Annotated in this window: 16 protein-coding genes; all 16 read left to right on the forward strand. The window is 61.4% G+C overall.

Annotated elements, in window-relative coordinates; all coding sequences use genetic code 11:
* Window positions 1–12 precede the first annotated feature (12 nt).
* The 16 genes from tssJ (at window position 13) to OQE62_RS16380 (ending at window position 20,955) form a co-directional block, all read left to right on the forward strand.
* Window positions 13–606, forward strand: a complete 594-nt coding sequence (tssJ, locus tag OQE62_RS16310; protein WP_265723108.1) for a type VI secretion system lipoprotein TssJ — start codon at window positions 13–15, stop codon at window positions 604–606.
* Between the two features lie 91 nt (window positions 607–697).
* On the forward strand, window positions 698–2,035 hold the full coding sequence (gene tssK / locus OQE62_RS16315; RefSeq protein ID WP_265723109.1) for a type VI secretion system baseplate subunit TssK: 1,338 nt from the start codon (window positions 698–700) through the stop codon (window positions 2,033–2,035).
* A 2-nt stretch (window positions 2,036–2,037) separates the two neighbouring features.
* Window positions 2,038–2,892, forward strand: a complete 855-nt coding sequence (gene icmH, locus OQE62_RS16320; protein WP_265723110.1) for a type IVB secretion system protein IcmH/DotU — start codon at window positions 2,038–2,040, stop codon at window positions 2,890–2,892.
* 109 nt (window positions 2,893–3,001) lie between these two features.
* Window positions 3,002–6,547: a type VI secretion system membrane subunit TssM gene (tssM, locus tag OQE62_RS16325; RefSeq protein ID WP_265723111.1), complete on the forward strand. Its 3,546-nt coding sequence runs from the start codon at window positions 3,002–3,004 to the stop codon at window positions 6,545–6,547.
* A gap of 76 nt (window positions 6,548–6,623) precedes the next feature.
* Window positions 6,624–7,289: a type VI secretion system-associated protein TagF gene (gene tagF, locus OQE62_RS16330; protein ID WP_265723112.1), complete on the forward strand. Its 666-nt coding sequence runs from the start codon at window positions 6,624–6,626 to the stop codon at window positions 7,287–7,289.
* A 534-nt stretch (window positions 7,290–7,823) separates the two neighbouring features.
* On the forward strand, window positions 7,824–8,612 hold the full coding sequence (locus OQE62_RS16335; RefSeq protein ID WP_265723113.1) for a hypothetical protein: 789 nt from the start codon (window positions 7,824–7,826) through the stop codon (window positions 8,610–8,612).
* Window positions 8,613–8,693: 81 nt separating this feature from the next.
* Complete coding sequence (gene tssA / locus OQE62_RS16340) at window positions 8,694–9,971, forward strand: type VI secretion system protein TssA (protein ID WP_265723114.1); 1,278 nt, start codon at window positions 8,694–8,696, stop codon at window positions 9,969–9,971.
* A gap of 46 nt (window positions 9,972–10,017) precedes the next feature.
* Window positions 10,018–10,539: a type VI secretion system contractile sheath small subunit gene (tssB, locus tag OQE62_RS16345; protein ID WP_265723115.1), complete on the forward strand. Its 522-nt coding sequence runs from the start codon at window positions 10,018–10,020 to the stop codon at window positions 10,537–10,539.
* Window positions 10,536–12,023: a type VI secretion system contractile sheath large subunit gene (tssC, locus tag OQE62_RS16350; RefSeq protein ID WP_265723116.1), complete on the forward strand. Its 1,488-nt coding sequence runs from the start codon at window positions 10,536–10,538 to the stop codon at window positions 12,021–12,023. The genes tssB and tssC (OQE62_RS16350) overlap by 4 nt, the downstream gene beginning before the upstream one ends.
* Window positions 12,024–12,164: 141 nt before the next feature.
* Complete coding sequence (tssC, locus tag OQE62_RS16355) at window positions 12,165–13,679, forward strand: type VI secretion system contractile sheath large subunit (protein ID WP_265723117.1); 1,515 nt, start codon at window positions 12,165–12,167, stop codon at window positions 13,677–13,679.
* A gap of 1 nt (window position 13,680) precedes the next feature.
* On the forward strand, window positions 13,681–14,154 hold the full coding sequence (tssE, locus tag OQE62_RS16360) for a type VI secretion system baseplate subunit TssE (RefSeq protein WP_265723118.1): 474 nt from the start codon (window positions 13,681–13,683) through the stop codon (window positions 14,152–14,154).
* Window positions 14,154–15,983, forward strand: a complete 1,830-nt coding sequence (gene tssF, locus OQE62_RS16365; protein ID WP_265723119.1) for a type VI secretion system baseplate subunit TssF — start codon at window positions 14,154–14,156, stop codon at window positions 15,981–15,983. The genes tssE and tssF overlap by 1 nt, the downstream gene beginning before the upstream one ends.
* A complete protein-coding gene (gene tssG / locus OQE62_RS16370) occupies window positions 15,947–17,071 on the forward strand; it encodes a type VI secretion system baseplate subunit TssG (protein ID WP_265723120.1) in 1,125 nt (374 codons plus the stop codon). Before tssF ends, tssG begins: the two co-directional genes overlap by 37 nt.
* Window positions 17,072–17,105: 34 nt before the next feature.
* Complete coding sequence (gene tssH, locus OQE62_RS16375) at window positions 17,106–19,763, forward strand: type VI secretion system ATPase TssH (RefSeq protein WP_265723121.1); 2,658 nt, start codon at window positions 17,106–17,108, stop codon at window positions 19,761–19,763.
* Between the two features lie 213 nt (window positions 19,764–19,976).
* Window positions 19,977–20,171 (forward strand): DUF6795 domain-containing protein, encoded by a 195-nt coding sequence (locus OQE62_RS19515; RefSeq protein ID WP_377535883.1) that lies wholly within the window; start codon window positions 19,977–19,979, stop codon window positions 20,169–20,171.
* A gap of 361 nt (window positions 20,172–20,532) precedes the next feature.
* On the forward strand, window positions 20,533–20,955 hold the full coding sequence (locus tag OQE62_RS16380; protein ID WP_265723122.1) for a DUF6795 domain-containing protein: 423 nt from the start codon (window positions 20,533–20,535) through the stop codon (window positions 20,953–20,955).
* Window positions 20,956–21,307: the final 352 nt, after the last annotated feature.

Below are 21,307 nucleotides of genomic sequence, written 5' to 3' on the forward strand. Positions count from 1 at the left end.
CAGGAGCCTATCGTGACGCTCAAGAAAATTCCGCAACTGATCCTGATCGGCCTGCTGGTGCTGGGCCTGGCCGCCTGCCAGACGACGCGCCGCACCCTGAACTTCGATACCAGCGTGGAACTGGCGGTGGATATCGAGGAGGACGTCAACCCGGACAACGACGGCCGCGCCTCGCCGGTGGTGGTGCGCGTATTCATGCTCGCCGACGACCGCCAGTTTGCGCGGGAGGATTTCCTCAACCTCTACGAAAACGCCGAATCCCGCCTGGGCCGGGACCTGCTCGACACCGTGATTCTCAAGGAATTCGCCCCCGGCGAACAGCGCCTGGAGACACTGGAGCTGTCGCCGGAAGTCCGCTATATCGGCCTGCTGGCAGAATTCGTGCAGTACCGGGAGGCCGACGGGCTGATGCTGCTGCCGATTACCGATCACACCGACAACGAATACAACATCACCCTCACCGGCACGCAGATCGCCTCCACGGAATCCCTGAACCTGCGCCGCCGCGCCGCGACCGCCCGGGGCGATTCCGATGAAGAGGGGTCGGTGACCATTTCCAGCAAGGAATACGAACGCCTGCGCGAGCAGCTGAAACAACGGAAATAAACAGAGCGGACAGCGGAACGGGCGGCCGCCCGGCGATGCCAGCCGGGTGGAGAAAGCCCGGCAGAGCCCCGCGCTTCGAAAAGGAAAAACTATGTCGGCGAACAACAAGGTCATCTGGGGCGAGGGTATGTTCCTGCGCCCGCAGCACTTCCAGCAGCAGGATCGCTACCTGGAGCAACTGGTGGAGGCCCGCACCGCCTCGCTGGGGCCCTACACCTGGGGGATCGTGGAGGTGGCCATCGACAGCGAGCCGCTGGCCATGGGCAAGATCTCCCTGTCGCGTATCAGCGCCGTTTTCCCCGACGGCACGCCGATGCTGGCGCCGGAAAACGAACTGCTGCCGGAGGTGCTGGAAGTGCCGGTCAACACCCGGGACGAGGAGGTGTTTCTCTGCATCCCGATGAAACGGCCCGGCAGCCAGGAATCGGTGCGCGACCAGGAGGATTTTCCCCAGGCGCGCTACCAGGCCACCAACTTTGACGCGCGCAACAGCGCCTCCGCCTCCGGCGAATCGGCGCGCATCCAGGTGGGCAAGCTGCGCGCCTGCCTGAAACTGGGCAGCGACGATCTCAGCGGCTACGCCGCCATCGGCGTTGCGCGGATCCGCGAGCGCCAGCCGGAGAAACCGGCGGAACTGGATGCGGAATATATCCCGCCACTGCTGAACACCGACGCCTCGCCGGTGATCAAGGCCTATATCGAGGAAATCCGCGGGCTGCTGGATCACCGCGGCTCCGCCCTCGGCCATCGCCTCAGCGACAGCGGTCGCAGCGGCTCGGCGGAGATCGCCGACTACCTGTTGCTGCAGGTGGTCAACCGCTTCGAGCCGCTGCTGCGCCAGATCACGGCGCAGCCGCGCCTGCACCCGCACAGCCTCTACCTGGAACTGCTGCAACTGGCCGGCGAGCTGTCCACCTTCACCGCGCCCGACAAGCGGCCGCCGGCAATTCCCCAGTACGCCCACGAAAACCTGCAGCAGAGTTACGCCGGCCTCTTTTCCGCCCTGCGCCAGTGCCTGTCCACGGTGCTGGAGCAGACCGCCATCGCCATGGAGCTGGTGCAGCGCAAGTTCGGCATCTATGTGGCGCCGATTACCGATCCGTCGCTGATCAAGTCCGCCAGTTTCATTATGGCCGCCAAGGCGGACATGCCCGGCGACCTGCTGCGTAGCCGCTTCCCGGGGCAGGCCAAGGTGGCGCCGGTGGAGGCGATCCGCGAACTGATTTCGGCGCAGTTACCGGGCCTGCAGTTGCGCCCGTTGCCGGTGGCGCCGCGGCAGATCCCCTACCACGCCGGTTTTACCTACTTCGAGCTGGAGCGCAGCGGTGAACTGTGGAACGCCATGCAGAAGTCCGGCGGTTTCGCAGTGCACCTGGCGGCCGAGTTCCCCGGGCTGACCATGGAGCTCTGGGCCATAAGGAACAATTGAACATGAGCAACGACAACTTCACTCCGCCGGGCGCGCCCACCGCCGGCGACCGCACCGTGGTGGTACCGACGCCCGGCGCCGCCAGCCCCAACCGGCCGGCCCCGCAGCCGGGCGCCTTCAGCGCCGGGGAGGTGCAGCAGGACATCCGCATTCGCAACAGCCTCAACCCGCTGGTGGCGGCGTCGTCGAAGCTGCTGGGCGCGATCATCAAGCTGCGCACCACCATGAACCACGACAATGTGCCGGACCTGCACAAGCGCCTGACCCGGGAAATCCAGGGTTTCGAGCGCGAGGCCAAACAGTTGTCGCTGTCGCCGGAGACGGTGCTCACCGCGCGCTACCTGTTGTGCACCGTGGTGGATGAAGTGGTGTTGTCCACGCCCTGGGGCAGTTCCAGCGGCTGGAGCCAGCACTCCCTGCTGAGCCTGTTCCACAAGGAGACCTTCGGCGGCGAGAAATGCTTCCTGATCCTGCAGCGCATGCAGGAGGCGCCGGCCTCGCACCTGGAAACCCTCGAGCTCTTCTATCTCTGCCTGAGTCTCGGCTTCCAGGGCAAGTACCGGTTGGCGCAGCGCGGCCACGAACAACTGGAGCAGATCCGCGACAACCTCTACCAGACCATCGAGAGCCACCGCCCGGCAATGGAGCGGGATCTGTCGCCGCACTGGCAGGGCTGCGTCGAGCGCAAGACCCGGCTGATTCACTATGTACCGCTGTGGGTCATCGCCAGCGTGGTCTTCGGCGTGCTGGCGGCCACCTACAGCGGGTATCGCTGGTGGTTGTACCAGGGCGCCACACCCGTGGCCGCGGAGATCACCGCGCTGGCGGCAGAGGAAGTGCCGGCGTCGGAGGAATAGGCACCTGCGGCGGAAATAATAGAAGGATAACGGGCAGGCCGATACCGGCCGCTGACTTTACGACAGTTTATTGCCTCCGGCCGAAAGCGGCCGGGTGACGGAGCACTGCATGAGACGCTTGCGCAATTTCTTTACCAACAAATGGGTGCTGGGACTGATCGGCCTGACGGCGCTGTCGCTGCTGATCTGGTTCGGTGCCAACTACATCAAGTTCGGTGCCGACAACGCCACCCTGTCGCACGGGGTGCGGCTGACGATCATTGTCTTCCTATTCGCCATCTGGCTGGTGTGGAATCTGAGCCAGTGGCTGGTGGAACGGCGCCAGAACAAGGCCCTGATCGATGGCATCGAGGAATCCCGGGAAGAGGAGCGCGCGGACCCGGACGAGGAGCGCAGCCGCGAGGAACTGAGCGCGCTGTCCGGCCGTTTCCGCGAGGCGATGGAAGTATTGCGTCGCGCGCGCTTCAAGTCCGACCGCGGCAATGTCTCCCTCTACCAGTTGCCCTGGTACATCATCATAGGTCCACCCGGCTCCGGTAAAACCACGGCACTGGTCAATTCCGGGCTGGAGTTTCCGCTGGCCCAGACCCACGGCAAGGAGGCACTGGGTGGCGTGGGCGGTACGCGCAACTGCGACTGGTGGTTTACCAACGACGCGGTGTTGATCGACACCGCCGGTCGCTACACTACCCAGGACAGCCACCGGGTCTACGACAACAGCGCCTGGCAGGCGTTTCTGGGCCTGCTCAAGCGCTATCGCCGCCGCCGCCCGATCAACGGCGCACTGGTGGCCATCAGCCTGCAGGACCTGATGGTGCAGACCGCCGAGCAGCGTCTTCACCAGGCCAAAACCATTCGCCAGCGCATCAACGAACTGCAGCAGCAACTGGGAATCCGCTTCCCCATCTATCTCACCTTCACCAAGTGTGACCTGGTGGCGGGCTTCAGCGAGTTTTTCGACAACCTGTCGCAGGCCGAGCGGGAACAGGTCTGGGGCGTGAGTTTCCCGCAGGAGGCCAGCCCCGCCGCCGGCGCGCCGCTGGACAGCTTTGCCAGTGAATTCCGGCAACTGATCGAGCGCCTCAACCAGCGCGTGCTGTGGCGCGTCCACCAGGAGCGCAATGTCGAAAAGCGCGGCATGCTGCAGGGCTTCCCGGCGCGTATGGAAAGCCTGCAGACGGTACTGGAAGACTTCGTCAGGCAGACCTTCGGCCCCAACCGCTACGACACGGTGCCCATGGTGCGCGGACTCTATTTCACCAGCGGTACCCAGGAGGGCAGCCCCATCGACCGCATGATGGCCACCGTCAGTGCCGATTTCGGTCTCGAGCGGGATATGGGCCAGAAATTCCAGGGCGCCGGCAAGAGTTATTTCCTGCACCGCCTGCTCAAGGATGTCATTTTTCCCGAGGCGGAACTGGTGGGCGTCAACCGCAAGATAGAAACGGCCACCGTGTGGGCGCGCCGCGGTGTCTACGCGGCCTCGGCCGCCATTTTCATCGGCGCCCTGATCCTCTGGACCGGCAGCATCGCCCAGAACAGGATTTTTATGGGCGAGGTCGAGGACAGGGTGGCCGAGTACCGCGAAAACCGGGCGGCACTGGGCAACCGGCGGCTGACGCCCGCCGACAGCCTGAAACTGCTGGAGCCGCTCTATACCGCATCGCAGGTTTACCAGAAGGAAGAGCATCCCTGGCTCAACAACCTGGGGCTCTATGACGACCGCGTGGATCGCGCCGCCGATAAGCTCTATCGCAGAGAATTGCAGACGGTTTTCCTGCCGTCGCTGACCCGCGACACCGAGCGCCACCTGACGCGCCTGGGAGCGGAGGATCCGGCACTGGCGGCCACCCTGCGCAACTACCTGATGTTCTTCACCCCGGACAAGCGCGACCCCGAGGTGCTCAAGGAGTATTTTGCCGGGCGCTGGGAGCGGCAATTGTCGGGCGAGGCGCAGAAGCAGGAGCAACTGGCGGCACACCTGACGCGCCTGTTCGAACAGCCTCTGCCGACCGGCCTGGAAGCCAACGAGCGCGTCGTCGCCCGCGCGCGCCAGCAGCTGCGCCGGATTCCGGTGCCCCAGCGCCTCTACGCGCAGATGCAGCGCAGCGAGCTGGGGGTGACACCGGTGGATCTCTACGGTGAAATCGGCGGCGACACCGAGCAACTGTTCGGTATCGCCGCCACCGACTCCCGTTTCAGTATTCCCTACCTGTATACCAAGGCCGGCTACAAGGAAATGGACTTCGACGCCGACTCCGAGCTGTTGAATCAATTGTCCGAGGAGCGCTGGATCTACGGGGGTGAACTCAGTGGCGAGGATTTCAGCGAGGCGGACCGCGAACAGCTCGGCGAGGAAGTGAAGCGCATCTATCTGGGGGAATACCAGCAGCGCTGGCAGGACTTTCTGCGGGGGTTCTCGATTCGCCGTTTCCGCAGCACCAGCGGCGCACTGGACACACTGTCGAAACTATCGGACCCGGTCTATTCGCCGCTGCTGGCGGTGGCTGATATCACAGCGGACAACACCCGCCTGACACCGCGGCCGAAAATGCCGGTGGATGCCTCCGGTGTCAGGCTGCCGGTGTCCAGCAACACGCGCAAGGCCGGCGAACTGGCGGCCAGCGGTGCGGCGAGCAAGCTGAAGGAAAATTTCCAGCCCACCAGCGTCGACCTGCGCTTCGAGGAATTGCACCGCATCACCCAGAGCGAGAAGGGGCGGCCGGCGCGGACTCAGGAATACCTGTCCGCGATCACCGGGGTGCAGGAGTACCTGACCGAGATCGACAGCGCCCCGGACCCCAACGAGGCGGCCTTCAACAGCGCCAAGGGGCGTTTTGCCGGCGGCGGTGGCGACGCCATCAAGCAGTTGCGCGTCAAGGCGGCCAACGCGCCGGCACCGTTCAAGAAGTGGTTGAACCAGATTGCCGACAGCACCTGGGGACTGGTGATGGCCAAGTCCAAACTGCACGCCGACCGCATCTGGCGCGAGCAGGTCTACAGCACCTATCGCCGCAGTCTCGCCAACCGCTATCCGCTGCGCGGCAATCGCGAGCAGGAGGTGCCGGTGATGGAGTTCAATGAGTACTTCAAGCCGGGCGGCGTGGAGCAGAAGTTCATCCGCAAATACCTGCAGCCGTTCATCGACACGCGAAACTGGACTGCCAAATCGCTGGAGGGACAGAGCCTGGGCGTCTCGCAGACGGCGCTGGTGCAGATGCGGCGCGCCCAGCGTATCCGCAATACCTTTTTCAGCGGCGGCGAACAGGCCGGCTACTCCTTCCGCATCGAGCCCACCAAGCTGGACTCCGGCGTGCGCCTGTTTGCGCTGGAAGTGGGGAGCCAGCGGGTACCCTATTCACACGGGCCGCGCACCACGAAAAAAATCGACTGGCGCGGCGGTGAGTCCAATCGCGTGCGGATCCTCTTCGAGGATCTGAACGAGACAGTACACCGCAAGCATTTCGAGGGTGACTGGGCCTGGTACCGGCTGCTGGAAAGTTCCGAAATGCGCCGCGGGCGCAGCAGCACCGAATACCTGGTGACCTTCGAGGAGGAGGGGCGCGAAGCGGAGTTCAGGCTGTCCACCGCCAGCGCCGACAACCCGTTCGACGACAGCCTGCTGGGCAGGTACCGCTGCCCGCAGACGCTGTAATTCGGCCCTCACAGAAACAATGCAGGAGCCTGCCCCGAGGCCCCTGAAGACGCATAGCGACAAAGGAAGATAAAAATTGACAGAGAGCAGAGGCCTGTTCGGCAAATTGCCGGGACACGGTGACTTTATTCAGCGGGAGCTGCCGGCGAGTTTCGTCACACCCTGGGACGAGTGGCTGCAGCGCGCCGTGCACGGCTCGCGGGAGCTGATCGGCGAGCCCTGGCTGGATTACTACCTGACCAGCCCCGTCTGGCGCTTTGCGCTGTCGCCGGGTGTGCTGGACGAACAGGCCTGGGCCGGCATCCTGGTGCCCAGCGTGGACAGCGTCGGCCGCTACTTCCCGTTGACCATGGCCGTGCCGGTCTCCCACGGCAACCCCTTTGCCCTGCAACTGTCGGCGGAGGACTGGTATCGGCAGCTACAGGACCTGGCGATCGAAGCGCTGCAGAATGGCCTGCAGGCGGACCAGCTCTGCGAGCGCTTTCCGGAACCCGCGTATGCAGATGTAGTGGATTCGGTCTCCGAAGTTTCGGCGACGTATATTGCCGGCGGCAACACCGACGGTATCGCCGGTAGTTATCCGGCACTGCTCAACCAGCTTTACCGGCAGCAGTACCCGAGTTACAGCGTCTGGTGGTGTGCCGGTTCGCAGTACCTGGCGCCCAGCACCCTGCTGAGCCCGGGCCTGCCGGAGCCCACACTCTACTGCACCATGCTCGGCGCCCAGGTAAAACACTGGTGACTGGAATTCGCGGGGATCGGAGCTCCCACAGCCGTCCTCCCGGAAATCGAATTGCCGGGCCCCATTCGTTCACCGTTTGCAGTCGGTCTTTTAGTCGATAATTTTCTGCTAAGGTTGACGGTCCGGGTGATTCATTGCCGGCTGACACTGCTGGCCGCCCAGAGTTTCGGCTGTAATTGAATGTAATTTTGTTTGGTGACCTTTTCTGGAAAAATAAAGGCCCGATTTTCTTAATAATTTTGACTGATGCTGTGCATCGCTTGGCAAATAGTCTGCTGATCTGTATTCAATCGCTGAAAATATTCGTTAGAATTGGCGCTGACTTTCAAAGTATCAAAGGCATTATTGGAATATTTTCCATTAGTGTTTCCTGCGCTCACCAGCTCCGGTTGAGCGGGCTCTCTCAGTGGATGAGTGAGTTGGACTGAACACCGATGATGATGTAGCGGTGCCGGGGTGGCACCGGTTCGCGATATCCGTAGTGGGATATCGGCAAACAGGCACATCGGACAAGAAAAAGTGCGAGGCACAGGGATGTCGTTTCGGGTAGTTTTTACGGGGGAGTTGCGCGAAGGCTTCAGCCGTCGCCGGGGGATAGAAACCCTGGCGCAGCGTTTCAATCTGGGCTTCGAGGAGATCAGGCGGCTGCTGGCCGGCAATCGCGCTACGGTCAAGGCGTCCGACAGCCAGCAGCAGGCGGAGAAAATCGTCCGCGCCCTTTGGAGCGGTGGCTGGCACTCGGAGTTACTGCGGGGCGATCGTACGGTCTTTCGCACCAACCGGCCCCGGCCCGATCGGGATGACACGAAACCCGCGGAGCCGGAGGTTCTGTGGGCCACTGACGGCAGCTTTTCCGTGCCGCTTCCCGGCGGTTGGCAGCGCTGCGAGCAGCTCAACCCCGAAGCGCTGCTGCAGGCGGGCGATAGTCAGAATCATCGCTATCTGGTGGCACTCGGCCAGCCAGTGGCGGAATTGTCGGAGATACTGACCCTCTCGGACTACTGCGACGCGCAGTTGCAGCAGTGTATCGACAAGGTCGCGGGCGGTCGCCTGTGCGCCGCGCCGGCTCCGCTGCTGGAGTGCGAGCTCCCGGCCTATGCCGGTGAGATGGTGGCACTGGTGGGGGGAGTGGAGGTCCAGTACCTGATCGCCTGCCTGCAGTCCGAAGTGTGTTTCTACACACTGTTCCTCTGGTGCGAACGGGAAGACTTCGACACACAGCGGTTGCAGTTTCTGGAAGTGGCCGCCGGTCTCCGCCTTTCCGGACAGCGCGCCGGGGCCGTCGGAAACGAGCCCGCCGAGAGTGTGCCCGCGGAGCTCTGATTCAGGTGTGCCGGAGGACGCCGGAACCGGGGCGGGCAGAAAGAATGGAATATTCAGGGAATTCACAATAAAGGACGCTTCATGGCATTTCCCAATGTAATTCAGATCGACGAGCTGGCGGCGGCCATCGATGGCGAGAAGTCCACCGGTGCGGATATCCGCGAGGACCGCTCGCCCACCTCGGACTACTACACCATCAAGGATGCCCGCAACAGCGCCCGCGCCGCGGAGCGCTCGGCACTGTTCGACGACACCGACGCGGACCTGCTGGCACCCTGGCGCGACGTGGCCAAATCCGCTGAGAAGATCCTGTCCGGCCAGAGCAAGGACCTGGAGGTGGCCGCCTGGTACACCGAGGCGCTGATCCGCCTGAACGGCTTCGTCGGTCTGCGCGATGGTTTCGCCCTGATCGACCGCCTGGTGGAGGACCACTGGGAAGGTCTCTACCCGGAGCCGGACGAGGACGGCCTGGAAACCAAGGTGGCGCCGCTGACCGGGCTTAACGGCGACGGCGGCGATGGCACCCTGATGCTGCCGATTCGCAGCGCCGCGATTACTCCGGAAGGCGACTACGGTGCCTTTTCCTTTTTCCAGCACCAGCAGGCCCGCGACGCCGACCGCATCGCCGACGACGACGCCAAGGCGGCGCGAATCGAGAGCCTCGGCTACAGCCTCGGTGATATCGACGCCTGCGTGAACGGCGCCGGCGGCGAGTGGGCGCAGAACCAGGTGGAGACCATCGAAGAGGCCATCGCCCACTACAAGAGTTTCAACGAAACGCTGCGCGGCCACTGTGGCAACGATGCACCGCCCTTTACCAATATCAGCGCCCTGCTGGACGAGGTGCTGCGCACCACGCGTTTCATCTACAAGGCGCAACTCGACGCGCTGGCCGCGCAAAATGCGCCCGCAGAGACGTCCGACGCGGCTGACGATACCGGCGACACCAGCGCAGCCGCGGCCGCGGTGGCCGGACCGGCGATGCCCGCCGGCCCGGTTGCCTCGCGGGAGGATGCGCTCAAACTGCTGGAGCAGGCGGCGAAATATTTCCGCACCTACGAACCCCACACACCGCTGGCCCCCGGCCTTGAGCGCCTGATCGGCTGGGGTCGTATGACCGTATCCGAACTGATGACCGAACTGCTGCCCGACGATCAGTCCCGCGCCGTCTATTCCCAGTTGACCGGCGTCAGGCTGGATGGCTCGGACACGCAGCGCTACGTGGCTCCGCCGGCCGCCGCTCCGGCAGCGAGCGCCCCGGCGGCGGAGCCCGCCGCAGAATCCGCGGAATCGGCACCTGCCGACGCCGGTTGGAGTGAAGAGCCGAAGCCCAAAGCGGAGGCGGAAGTCGGCTGGTAACTGTTTCGTTAATTGTTATTCCTAACTTGAGGAAAGGAGACCCGAGATGTCCGAGAGCATCCACAACAAGCTGAAGCGCGTTCGCAAACCGCGCGTCCATATCACCTACGACGTAGAGACCAACGGTGCCGAGGTGAAGAAGGAATTGCCCTTTGTCACCGGTGTTATGGGCGACTACTCCGGTGACAACCAGGAAAACCGCAAGGCGTTGAAAGAGCGAAAATTCGTGCAGATCGACCGCGACAATTTCAACGACGTGATGACCAAGGTCAACCCGAAACTGAACCTGCAGGTGGAGAACACCCTGGCCGGCGACGGCAGCAAGATGGGTGTGGACCTCGATTTCAACCATATGGACGACTTCTCCCCGGAGCAGATCGTCGAGCAGGTGGAACCGCTGAAGCAGCTGCTGGAAGCGCGCAGTAAACTGCGCGACCTGTTGAGCAAGGCGGATCGCTCCGAAGAGCTGGAGAAAGTGCTGGAGGATATTCTCAAGAGCACCGACAACGTCGGCGAGATTTCCGAAAAGCTGGGTCTCGGTGAAGACAAAGGAGAGGATGCAGAATGAGCACCGAAGTCGAAAACGCAACAGAAAACGAAGCGGAAGAGCAGTCGGTCGATCTGCTGGAGCAGGCCATCTCGGCCACCAAGCAGACCGAGCCGGACGAAGCCCAGGACCTGATCGCCAACCTGACAAAGCAGGTCATGGAAGGCACCGTTACCTGGGACCGCAACCTGACCCAGACCATCAACAAGGCCGTGCAGGCCATCGACGCCGCCATGTCCAAGCAGTTGTCGGCGGTCCTGCACGACGAGAAATTCCAGAAGCTGGAGGGATCCTGGCGCGGTCTGCACCACCTGGTGATGAACAGCGAGACGGGCGCGACCCTGAAAATCCGCATGATGAACCTCACCAAGCGCGAGCTGTTCCGCGATCTCGACAAGGCGGTGGAGTTCGACCAGAGCCAGACCTTCAAAAAAATCTACGAAGAGGAATTCGGTACCGCCGGGGGCGAGCCTTTCGGCTGCATGATCGGCGATTTCGAATTCACCAGCCACCCGGAAGATATCGAGCTGCTGAGCAAGATGTCCAATGTCGCCGCGGCCGGCTTCTGCCCGTTCGTTTCCGCCGCCGGTGCCGGCATGTTCGGCTTCAACGACTTTACCGAGCTGTCCAAGCCCCGCGACCTGGGCGGCATCTTCGAATCCGGCGAGTACATCAAGTGGCGCAGCTTCCGCGACAGCGACGATTCCCGCTTCGTCACCCTGGTGATGCCGCGCACCCTGGCGCGCACGCCCTATGGGGAAAATACCAAGCCGGTCGAGTCCTTCAACTTTGAGGAGTTCGAGGTGGATGAGGACGGTGTGTCCCGCCCGGCGGACCACAGCCAGTACTGCTGGATGAACGCGTCCTACGTGATGGGTACCACCATGACCAAGGCCTTTGCGGAAAACTCCTGGTGTACCGCCATTCGCGGCGCCGAGGGCGGCGGCAAGGTGGAGGGTCTGCCCACGCACCTGTTCAAGAGTGACGACGGCGATCTGGACCAGAAGTGCCCCACCGAGATCGGCATTACCGACCGTCGCGAGGCGGAGCTCAGCGGCCAGGGCTTCCTGCCGCTGTGTCACTACAAGAATACCGATTACTCGGTGTTCTTCGGTTCCCAGAGCACGCAGAAGCCGAAGGTCTTCGACGATCCGGATGCCACCGCCAACTCGGCCATCTCCGCGCGCCTGCCGTACCTGATGGCTACCTCCCGTATTGCCCACTACCTGAAAGTGATGGCGCGGGACAAGGTGGGTTCCTTCATGGAAGCGAGCGACTGCGAGCGCTGGCTGAACAAGTGGATTACCCAGTACACCAACTCCAACCCGGATGCTAGCCCCGAAATGAAGGCCAAGTATCCGCTGGCGGAGGCGCGTGTCGAGGTGAAGGAAATTCCCGGCCAGCCCGGCTGCTACAGCGCCGTCGCCTATCTCAAGCCCTGGCTGCAGATGGAAGAGCTCACCACTTCCATGCGCATGGTGGCGAATATCCCCACCGCGGGATAAGCGTTGCCGCGGCCCCTTCCGGGCCGCGCCGAAAACCTCGCTGGCAGGGAAGGGAGGGCCGGGCGCATACCCGTCGCCCGGCCCCGACCCCCTGTCTGCGACGAGCCGATCGACCCGTTCAATCCCGTGGGAGTAGCCGCTGTGCCCGCCGCTCAATCCGCTGACACCAGTGCAGATACGGAATCCCTGTTGCCGCCGCAACTGCTGCAGCGCACTTCCCCGTTGCAGAAATTCCTGCGTGAGCCGGACGAACTCTTCGCGTTCGAGTACTGGCTGACGGAAATCTGCCCCTGCCCGCAGCGGGAAAACTTTACCCTGCGCCAGTGGTTGAATCGCCTGGTGGCCGAACTGGATGAACTCGTCTGCGACCAGATCAACAGCATTCTGCACCACCCGCGTTTCCAGCGGCTGGAGAGCAGCTGGCGCGGCCTGTCGATGCTGGTACAGAGTGCGCCGCACTCCGACAATATCAAGATCAAGCTGCTGGATGCGAGCTGGCGCGATCTGGGAAAGGATATCGAGCGCGCGCCGGATTTCGACCAGTCCGGTTTTTTCCACCTGATCTACAACGAGGAATTCGGCACTCCCGGCGGCGAACCCTTCGGCCTGATACTCGGCGACTACCAGGTATCGCACCGGCCTTTTGCCGATCATCCCCACGACGATGTGTTCACCCTGCAGGGCATCGCGCACACCGCGGCGGCCGCCTTCGTTCCCTTTGTCTGCGGGGTCACACCACAGCTGTTCGGTGTGGACCGATTCGACGATCTCGCCAGGCCGATCGATTTTGCCGAGGTATTTCGCCAGAAACAGTACATCCGCTGGAACGCCCTGCGGGATATGGAGGACAGCCGCTTTATCGCCGTCACCCTGCCCCAGATCCTGATGCGCCAGCCCTACAATACGGACTTTTCCAGCTATCGCGGATTGCGCTTTGCCGAGGACATAGCCGGCCGCGACAGCCAAAAATACCTGTGGGGCAATGCCTGTTTTGCACTGGGCACGGTGCTGATCCGCGAGTTCAGCGAAGTGGGCTGGTTCTCCCATATTCGCGGCGTAGCCCGCGACCACGTCGGTGGGGGACTGGTAAGCCAGTTGCCGTCGGTGCCCTACCGGCCAGACAGCAGCCCGCAGCAGGTGCGCATGTCCACCTCCATCCTGGTGACCGACTTTGCCGAACGCGAGCTGAGCGAGCTGGGTTTTACCTGCCTCTGCCACTGCTACGACACGCCCTACAGTGCCTTCAACAGCGCGCCATCGCTGCAGCGGCCGAAGCAGTACACCACCAAGGCGGCCACCGCCAACGCGCGCATCAGCGCCATGCTGCAGCAGATACTCTGCGCATCGCGCTTCGCCCACTACATCAAGGTCATGATCCGCGACAAGGTTGGCGCCTACATGAATGCCAAGGACTGCGAACGGCAATTGCAACAGTGGCTGGACCGCTACACCACCGGTCGCGACGACCTCTCCTGGGAAATGCTCGCGCGCTACCCGCTGCGCGAGGCCCGCGTGGCAGTGATGGACGAACCCGGAAAGCCGGGCAGTTACCAGAGCGTGATTCACCTGAAAAGCCACTACACCGTGGACCACCTGGTTTCCGAGCTGAAACTGACCACGGCGCTGGCGCAAATCGGTGTGGGGGCCGTCAACTGATATGGCTGCGGAAAAACGGCTACTGGCCCCGGTCCTGGACCGGCTGCTGGAATCCTCGCGCAATATGGATATGCACCAACCGCACCAGGTATTGCGGCAGTTGCGCGAAGGCGTGCGGCGCGATCTGGAGTACCTGTTCAATACGCGATTCTGCTGCGTATCCGCACCGGAGAGCCACAAAAGCCTGGAGGATTCCAATATCAATTACGGCCTGCCGGACCTGTCGACCGTCAACCTGTCATCCATCGACAGCCGCAAGCGTTTCTGCCGCGATATCGAGAAAACCATTTTGCGCTTCGAGCCGCGTATCCGCTCGGTAAAGGTCACCACCCAGGACAAGATCGATGTGGAGGATCCCAGTATCCGCTTTCGTGTGGAAGCCGTACTGCACATCAATCCCGCGGCGGAAGTGATCGTGTTCGACTCGGCCCTGAACCCGATCACCCAGACCGTCGATGTGTCGGAGATACTGTAATGAGTGAAAAGCTGATCGATCTCTACGAGCGAGAGCTGGCCTTCATCCAGCAGACCGCCTCGGAGTTTGCGCGCATGCATCCGGCCGCCGCTTCGCGCCTGCAACTGGATGCCGACACCGTCGACGATCCACTGGTAGGACGCCTGTTGTCGGGCTTTGCCTATATGAACGCGCGGGTGCAGCAGAAACTGAGCGACGATTTCCCCGAACTCACCGACGCGATGCTGGAGACCCTCTACCCGCACTACCTGCGGCCGATTCCGTCCTGCGCCATCGTGCAGTTCGAGCCGGAACCGGACCTGGATGCGATTACGCGCATCGATGCGGACACGCTGCTGGAGAGCGACAGCTTCCAGGGACAGACCTGCCGCTTCACCAGCCGCTACCCGGTGGATGTCTGCCCCTTTCAGGTGGAGAGTGCCAGCCTGATGCCGCGGCCGTTTATGGCGCCCGGCTGCAACGATATCCAGGGGGCCAATGCGGTTCTCAAACTGTCCCTGAAGACCCTGTCCGCCGACCTGAACTTTGCCGAACTGCAACCGGAAAAACTGCGTTTTTTCCTGCGTGGCCAGCCCAGCCATACCCACGCACTCTATGACCTGTTGCTCGGCAAATGTGTGCGGGTGGTGGCCGCCAGCAGTGAGGGGGATCCGAAACCGGTCTACCTGGATGCGGACAATATTCGCCAGGTGGGCCTGGAGCCGGACGAGGGCCTGCTGCCCTATCCGGACACCGCCTTTATCGGCTACCGACTGCTGACCGAGTACTTTGCCTTTCCGGAGAAGTTCCAGTTTATCGATATCTGCGGTCTGGCCCAGGCGCTCAACGACAGTTATGGCGATACGCTGAACCTGTATTTCTACCTGTCGGAATCCCATGACGAACTGGAAAAGCAGATCGCCGCCAGCATGTTTGCACTGGGGTGTACGCCGGTCGTCAACCTGTTTCCACAGACTGCCGATCCGATTCCCCTCAACCACACCCGCTACAACTATCCGGTGGTAGCGGATGCACGCCGCAGCCAGGGGCTGGAGGTCTACTCGATCGATGCCGTCGCGGCAACCGACGGCAGCGGTGAGACAACCCACTATCGGCCTTTCTACGGCGTACAGCACAGCCGGCACCAGGCGCGCCAGTCGGCCTTCTGGTTCAGTCGACGGCGCGATGTGGTCGAAGGGGATCATCGCAACGAACAGGCATCGGAAGTGGATATTGCCCTGGTGGACCTGGATTTCAATCCGCACCGCATCAGTGACCAGACGCTCGACCTGCAACTGACCTGCTGCAACCGCAACCTGCCGAAAAAGCTGCCCACCGGCAACGGTCAACCCTACCTGGAAGTGGTGGACGGCGATGCGCCGGCGAGCCGTATCAGTTGCGTGGTCGCGCCCTCGGCTACCTTGCGGCCGCCACGGCGCGAGCGTGGTTACTGGCGGTTGATCTCGCACCTGAACCTGAACCACCTGTCGCTGTCCGGCAATGGCGGCTGCGATGCGTTTAAGGAGATACTGCGCCTCTACGACTTCCGCGATTCCGCCAGCACCCGCAACCTGATCGAGGCATTGCTGAAGCTGGACACGCGACCGATCACCGCGCCCATCCAGATCGACGACAGCGTGGTGCTGTGCCGCGGTACCGAAGTCACCATCGAACTGGATTCGATGATGCTGACGGGCACCAGCCCGCTGCTGTTTGCCAGCGTGATTGAGCGCTTCCTGGGACTCTACTGTTCCCTGAATTCCTTTACCCGATTGATCGCCACCCTCAGTGGCCGAGATGGAGAGCTGAAGCGATGGCCACCGCGCGCCGGCGACAAAGCTTTACTGTAATCGAGCGGCTGCGCCGCGAGCCCTACCGTTTCGACTTTTTCCAGTCGGTGCGGTTGCTCGAGCGCGCATCGATGATCGATGGCGAAGACTGCGCCAGCGAAACCGTCGCCGGCTCGGCGCCGCCGTCGCGGGAACTGGTGCGTTTCCACGCACAGTCATCGCTGTCTTTTGTCGGCTCCGATGTCCTGAAAATAGAGCAGGGCGAAAGCGCGGACGCGGACAAGGGTAGCGCGCTCAAGCAGTGGCAGATGGACGTGGGTTTTACCGGGCTCGCCGGCAGCCAGGGGGTCATGCCCTACTACCTGACGGAGCTGGTGCAGAAGGAGCTGCGCGAGAAAAATACCGCGCTGCGCGACTTTCTGGATATTTTCAACCACCGCCATATTTCCCTGCTCTACCAGGCCTGGCACAAATACCAATTGCCGGCGAACTACGAACGCCAGCACCTGCGTCGCGATCGCGAGCCGGATCTGTTCAGCCACGCTCTGGCATCTCTGTCCGGTCTCGGCACCAGTGAAATGCGCTATCGCATGCCGATGCCGGATGAATCATTGCTGGGCATGGCCGGTCACCTGGGCCGGCAGCAGTGCTCCGCTGCGGCACTGGCCAGCATGATCCGGCAGCATTTCGGGCTCAATGTCTCCATCGAGCAGTTTCGCGGCGAGTGGGACGAACTGCCGGAGGATGTACTCTGTCGCCTGCCCGGGCCCGGTTATCCCCAGGGGATCAACAATCGTCTCGGTACCAATAGCGTGCTCGGCATCGAATGTTTCCAGGCACAGAACAAGTTTCGCGTGGTGGTGGAGCCGCTCGCCTACGAGCAGTTCATGACCATCGCCCCCGGCAGCGAAAAGCTGGAGGCCCTCAAATCGTTTATCCAGTTCAGTGCCGGTGTCGAGATGGATTTTGAAATCTCGGTGACCCTGTCCACAGGGCAGGTTGCGCCGGTACAGCTGGTGGATGAAACCGACAACCAGCCGCTGCTCGGTTGGAATGCCCATATGGGCGGCGACCAGCAGGAGCAGCGGGTGGACATCACCCTGAGTGCGGACCGCGTATCCCCCGACGAGGCACTGCCGTCCGCCTGACCCTTACAAAATGAATTGAAAAGGAACTTTGCCCATGATCAATATCGACCTCAAACGGCTCGTGGACACCATGACGCCGCATATGCGCGATTCCCTCGAGGGCGCGGCCGGTCTGTGCCTGTCCCAGAGCCAGTACAATGTGGAGCTGGAACACTGGCTGCTTAAACTGCTGGATCAGTCGGACACCGACTTCTACCACCTGCTGGAGAAACACGACACCAACCCTTCCAGCCTGGCCAAGCAGCTCGCTACCACCATCGCCAAATTCAAATCCGGCAGCAGCCGGCCCGCCGCGCTGTCGCCGTCCATTGTCGAGGGCGCCAAGAACGCCTGGATGCTGGCGTCGATCGACTACGGCCACAGGACCATCAGCTCCGGCCACCTGCTGGCGGCGCTGCTGCTGGACGAGACCTCGCGCCGGCAACTGCTGGAATCCTGTCCGGAACTGAAAAATATCGCTCCGGAATCCGTCCGCGAAACCGCCCGCGCCCTGTACGGACAGAGCGGCGAATCCAGCCATTTAAGCGGTGCGGCGACGGACGACGGCGCGGCGGCGGTGGCCGCTGCGGCCAGCAAGGCGCCGGCGCTGGACAAATACACGGTCAACCTGACCGAGCGCGCGCGCAACGGCGAAATCGATCCGGTGTTGGGCCGCGACGACGAAATCCGCCAGTGTATCGATATCCTCACTCGCCGCCGCCAGAACAACCCGATTCTCACCGGTGAAGCCGGCGTGGGCAAAACCGCGGTGGTGGAGGGCTTCGCCCTGCGCATTGCCAGCGGCGACGTACCCGAGCCGCTGCGGGATGTGGCCGTGCGCACCCTGGACCTGGGCCTGTTGCAGGCGGGTGCCAGCGTCAAGGGCGAGTTCGAGAATCGCCTGAAATCGGTTATCGAAGAGGTGCGCGCCTCCGCCACCCCCGTCATCCTGTTCATCGACGAAGCCCACACCATGATCGGCGCCGGCGGCAAGGAGGGGCAGGGCGATGCCGCCAACCTGCTCAAGCCGGCCCTGGCCCGGGGCGAGCTGCGCACCGTCGCTGCCACGACTTGGGCGGAGTACAAAAAATACTTCGAGCGGGATCCGGCCCTGACGCGCCGCTTCCAGGTGGTCAAGGTAGAGGAGCCGGCCGAGGAAAAGGCCATCGATATGATGCGGGGGATCGCCACCACCCTCGAGGAGCACCACCGGGTGCGCATTCTCGACGAAGCGGTGGTCGCCTCGGTGAAGCTGTCCCACCGCTACATTCCCGGCCGCCAACTGCCGGACAAGTCCGTAAGCCTGCTGGATACCGCCTGCGCCCGTGTGGCCCTGGCCCAGTCCGCCACGCCCGGCGCCATCGAGGATGCCCGGCGCATCATCGCCCGCGCCGACAGCACCATCGGGAAACTGCAGCGCGAGAATGCCGCCAGCGGGGCGCACGAAGAGCAATTGCAGTCGCTGGCGGAGCAAAAGGCCGACGCCGAAGAGCGGCTGGAAGTCCTCCAGAACCAGCAACAGCAGGAGTCCGAACTGATCGGACAGATACACGGCCTGCGCGACCAGGTGGACGAAGCCTTCCAGCAGCAACTGGCCGGCGAAACACCGGACAAAGCCGCCATGGCGGACCTGAAGGAACAACTTCAGTCACTCCACGTGCAGCTACAGGAGGTGCAGGGCGAAACGCCGCTGATGCAGCCGGCCGTGGACGAACAGGCCATCGCCGAGGTCATCGCCAACTGGACCGGTATTCCGGTGGGCAAAATGGTCAGCGATGAAATCGTCGCCGTACAGACCCTGGCCGAGCGCCTCGATCGCCGCGTGATCGGACAACCCCATGCTACCGAAGCCATCGCCCAGGCGATTCGCACCTCCCGTGCGGGCCTGACCGATCCGCGCAAGCCGGTGGGCGTCTTCATGTTCTGCGGCACCAGCGGCGTCGGCAAGACCGAAACCGCGCTGGCACTGGCCGATGAACTCTTCGGCGGCGAGCAGAATATCACCACTATCAGCATGGCCGAGTTCAAGGAAGAGCACAAAGTCTCCATGCTGCTGGGCTCGCCTCCCGGCTACGTCGGTTTCGGCGAGGGCGGTGTGCTCACCGAAGCGGCGCGCCGCAAGCCCTACTCGGTAATCCTGCTGGACGAAATGGAGAAGGCCCACCCGGGTGTCCAGGATATTTTTTACAACCTGTTCGACAAGGGCCGTATCAAGGATGGTGAAGGGCGCGATATCGATTTCAAGAACACCGTCATCATCATGACCTCCAACGCCGGTGAAGAAGCCATCCGGGCCATCTTCGACCAGGTGGAAGAAAAGCCGGAGCCGGATGTACTCATGGACAATATCCGCCCGCACCTGCTGCAGAAATTCAAACCGGCCTTCCTCGGTCGCAGCAATGTTATCCCCTACTATCCGCTGGATGACGAAAACATGGTGGAAATCTGCAAGATCAATATGCGCCGCATCGAGAAGCGGGTCAAGGAACACTACGGTGCCGACTTCAGTTACGACGAAGATGTACTGATCAATATCGTCGCCCGCTGCCAGGAGTCGGACACCGGTGCGCGCAATATCGAAGTCATCCTCAACCGTACCCTGCTACCATCACTGGCCAGCGAATGCCTGGACAGAATGGCGAGAGGGGAAGAAGTGCAAGCCATCCATATCGGCGCAACAGAAGAAGGGGACTTCAGTTACAAAGTCAATTGATTCTGGCAGGAGCGGAAGCCCCGATGCGTTACCGGCGCCCCGAATGTAGGGTGCGCCGTGCGCACCGCGGCCCTCCCCGGGCTATCCGTAGCTTGCCTGTATTCCGACGACCCTGATCGGAGAACGACAGTGAACTGTCCAATCGCGAATATCAGGAAACTATTCATTTTCCCTGCTTTTCTGATCGCATTGATTCCCGCACCCGGCAATACAATGGCTTCTTTAAACCCTTTTAAAGCGTGTACCTTTTCAGAAACAAAGCTCCAACTCACTTTAGATGGAGAGCCCGCCGCAGGTGCTGTAATAATCCGTACCGTTAAATGGAGGGAGAAAGCCGTCGACACCGCAATGGCGGATAAGGGTGGCACCGTCCAGCTTCCGGCCATGTACGAGAGCTCAATCACATAGTTTCTTCCAGTTGAGTTTGTTTCCTTCCTGGTTATCAGTGTCCAGTGCGAGCGAAAAGATTGCAGAATATGGGTGTAAGCCAATATACCTGCGTGAAGTCGTCGAATACCATTGCCATGGGCAGTGCGACAGTATTATTACCAGGGAAGCTTGCAGCACGAATGGGAGATGGTGCGGCACGTGGTAGATAATTATAGTGGGATGTCCAACTTCGCTGATTGGAGGGTAGCTCGGGTTAGTTGCCCCTATGAAGATCGGTGTTTATTTTGAAGATATACAGATAAAATCTATATAAATGGCTACAAGAATTTATGTCATATTATTTTTTATATTCATGTTTTTCTCAGGTAGGGTGATTTCTATGTCAGTTTTCGACGCAGGAAAGGCATACCTGTTTTCTCCATCCGCAATAACAATTACTCAAGACGGATATCCTTTAAGAGGAGCTAAAGTAGTTCGACGCTGGGAATGGAAAGATAAATTAAATGAAGATCTTTCTTATACCGACGATGATGGAGTCGTCAAATTAGAGGGAGTCAGAGAGCTAAGTGTTAGTCAAATCCTTCCCGTCCAGTTTTTTGTGGCTCAACAACTGTCGGTTGTTATCGATGGCAATGAAGAGGTGTTTTGGGAAAACGCCAAGGTGAGCCCATCAGAAAATTCTGAGCTGGAAGGAAGCCCTCTCATATTAAACTGTGAAGTTAATTCAAAAGAGAAAACCTACCAGCTTAGCGGTACCGAACTATACACAAAATGCACATGGAAGGACGGTGACAAAGAATGAAACCAAAATATGCTGCCGAAATGGCAAGATATATATCAGATAAAGTCAAGAACCATGTAGCCCGGCCAGGAACTCTGGAATGAGTGGGGATCCATTGGGGCTGTCTTGCGAGCCTTCAGACAAGCTATAGACCGAAAGGGATTTTAATTCAGCAGTGAAAGCTTCCTGTAAGTGGGGCTGAGTCAATCAAGAAAAGATACGGTTAATACAGAATGGTATAAAGGACTACACTACCAAACGCCATCAACATATAAAAGTACCCACTGAGCATTGACGCCCCACCTATGTGGTCACTATCCAGTATCCTGGTAAGCGATCAGCCTTCCCCACCCTCGGCCTGGGCCCGCTTTTC

The sequence above is a fragment of the Microbulbifer halophilus genome (assembly GCF_026183675.1).
In the GTDB taxonomy this organism is placed as follows: domain Bacteria; phylum Pseudomonadota; class Gammaproteobacteria; order Pseudomonadales; family Cellvibrionaceae; genus Microbulbifer; species Microbulbifer halophilus.

What these genes read in the sequence shown, in the direction of transcription:
- tssB (WP_265723115.1), top strand. Translation starts at nt 10,018, where the DNA reads ATGTCCGAGAGCATCCACAACAAGCTGAAGCGCGTTCGCAAACCGCGC.
- tssE (WP_265723118.1), top strand. Translation starts at nt 13,681, where the DNA reads ATGGCTGCGGAAAAACGGCTACTGGCCCCGGTCCTGGACCGGCTGCTG.
- icmH (WP_265723110.1), top strand. Translation starts at nt 2,038, where the DNA reads ATGAGCAACGACAACTTCACTCCGCCGGGCGCGCCCACCGCCGGCGAC.
- OQE62_RS16335 (WP_265723113.1), top strand. Translation starts at nt 7,824, where the DNA reads ATGTCGTTTCGGGTAGTTTTTACGGGGGAGTTGCGCGAAGGCTTCAGC.
- tssA (WP_265723114.1), top strand. Translation starts at nt 8,694, where the DNA reads ATGGCATTTCCCAATGTAATTCAGATCGACGAGCTGGCGGCGGCCATC.
- tssF (WP_265723119.1), top strand. Translation starts at nt 14,154, where the DNA reads ATGAGTGAAAAGCTGATCGATCTCTACGAGCGAGAGCTGGCCTTCATC.
- tssG (WP_265723120.1), top strand. Translation starts at nt 15,947, where the DNA reads ATGGCCACCGCGCGCCGGCGACAAAGCTTTACTGTAATCGAGCGGCTG.
- tssK (WP_265723109.1), top strand. Translation starts at nt 698, where the DNA reads ATGTCGGCGAACAACAAGGTCATCTGGGGCGAGGGTATGTTCCTGCGC.
- tssC (WP_265723116.1), top strand. Translation starts at nt 10,536, where the DNA reads ATGAGCACCGAAGTCGAAAACGCAACAGAAAACGAAGCGGAAGAGCAG.
- OQE62_RS16380 (WP_265723122.1), top strand. Translation starts at nt 20,533, where the DNA reads ATGTCAGTTTTCGACGCAGGAAAGGCATACCTGTTTTCTCCATCCGCA.
- tssH (WP_265723121.1), top strand. Translation starts at nt 17,106, where the DNA reads ATGATCAATATCGACCTCAAACGGCTCGTGGACACCATGACGCCGCAT.
- OQE62_RS19515 (WP_377535883.1), top strand. Translation starts at nt 19,977, where the DNA reads ATGGCTTCTTTAAACCCTTTTAAAGCGTGTACCTTTTCAGAAACAAAG.
- tssM (WP_265723111.1), top strand. Translation starts at nt 3,002, where the DNA reads ATGAGACGCTTGCGCAATTTCTTTACCAACAAATGGGTGCTGGGACTG.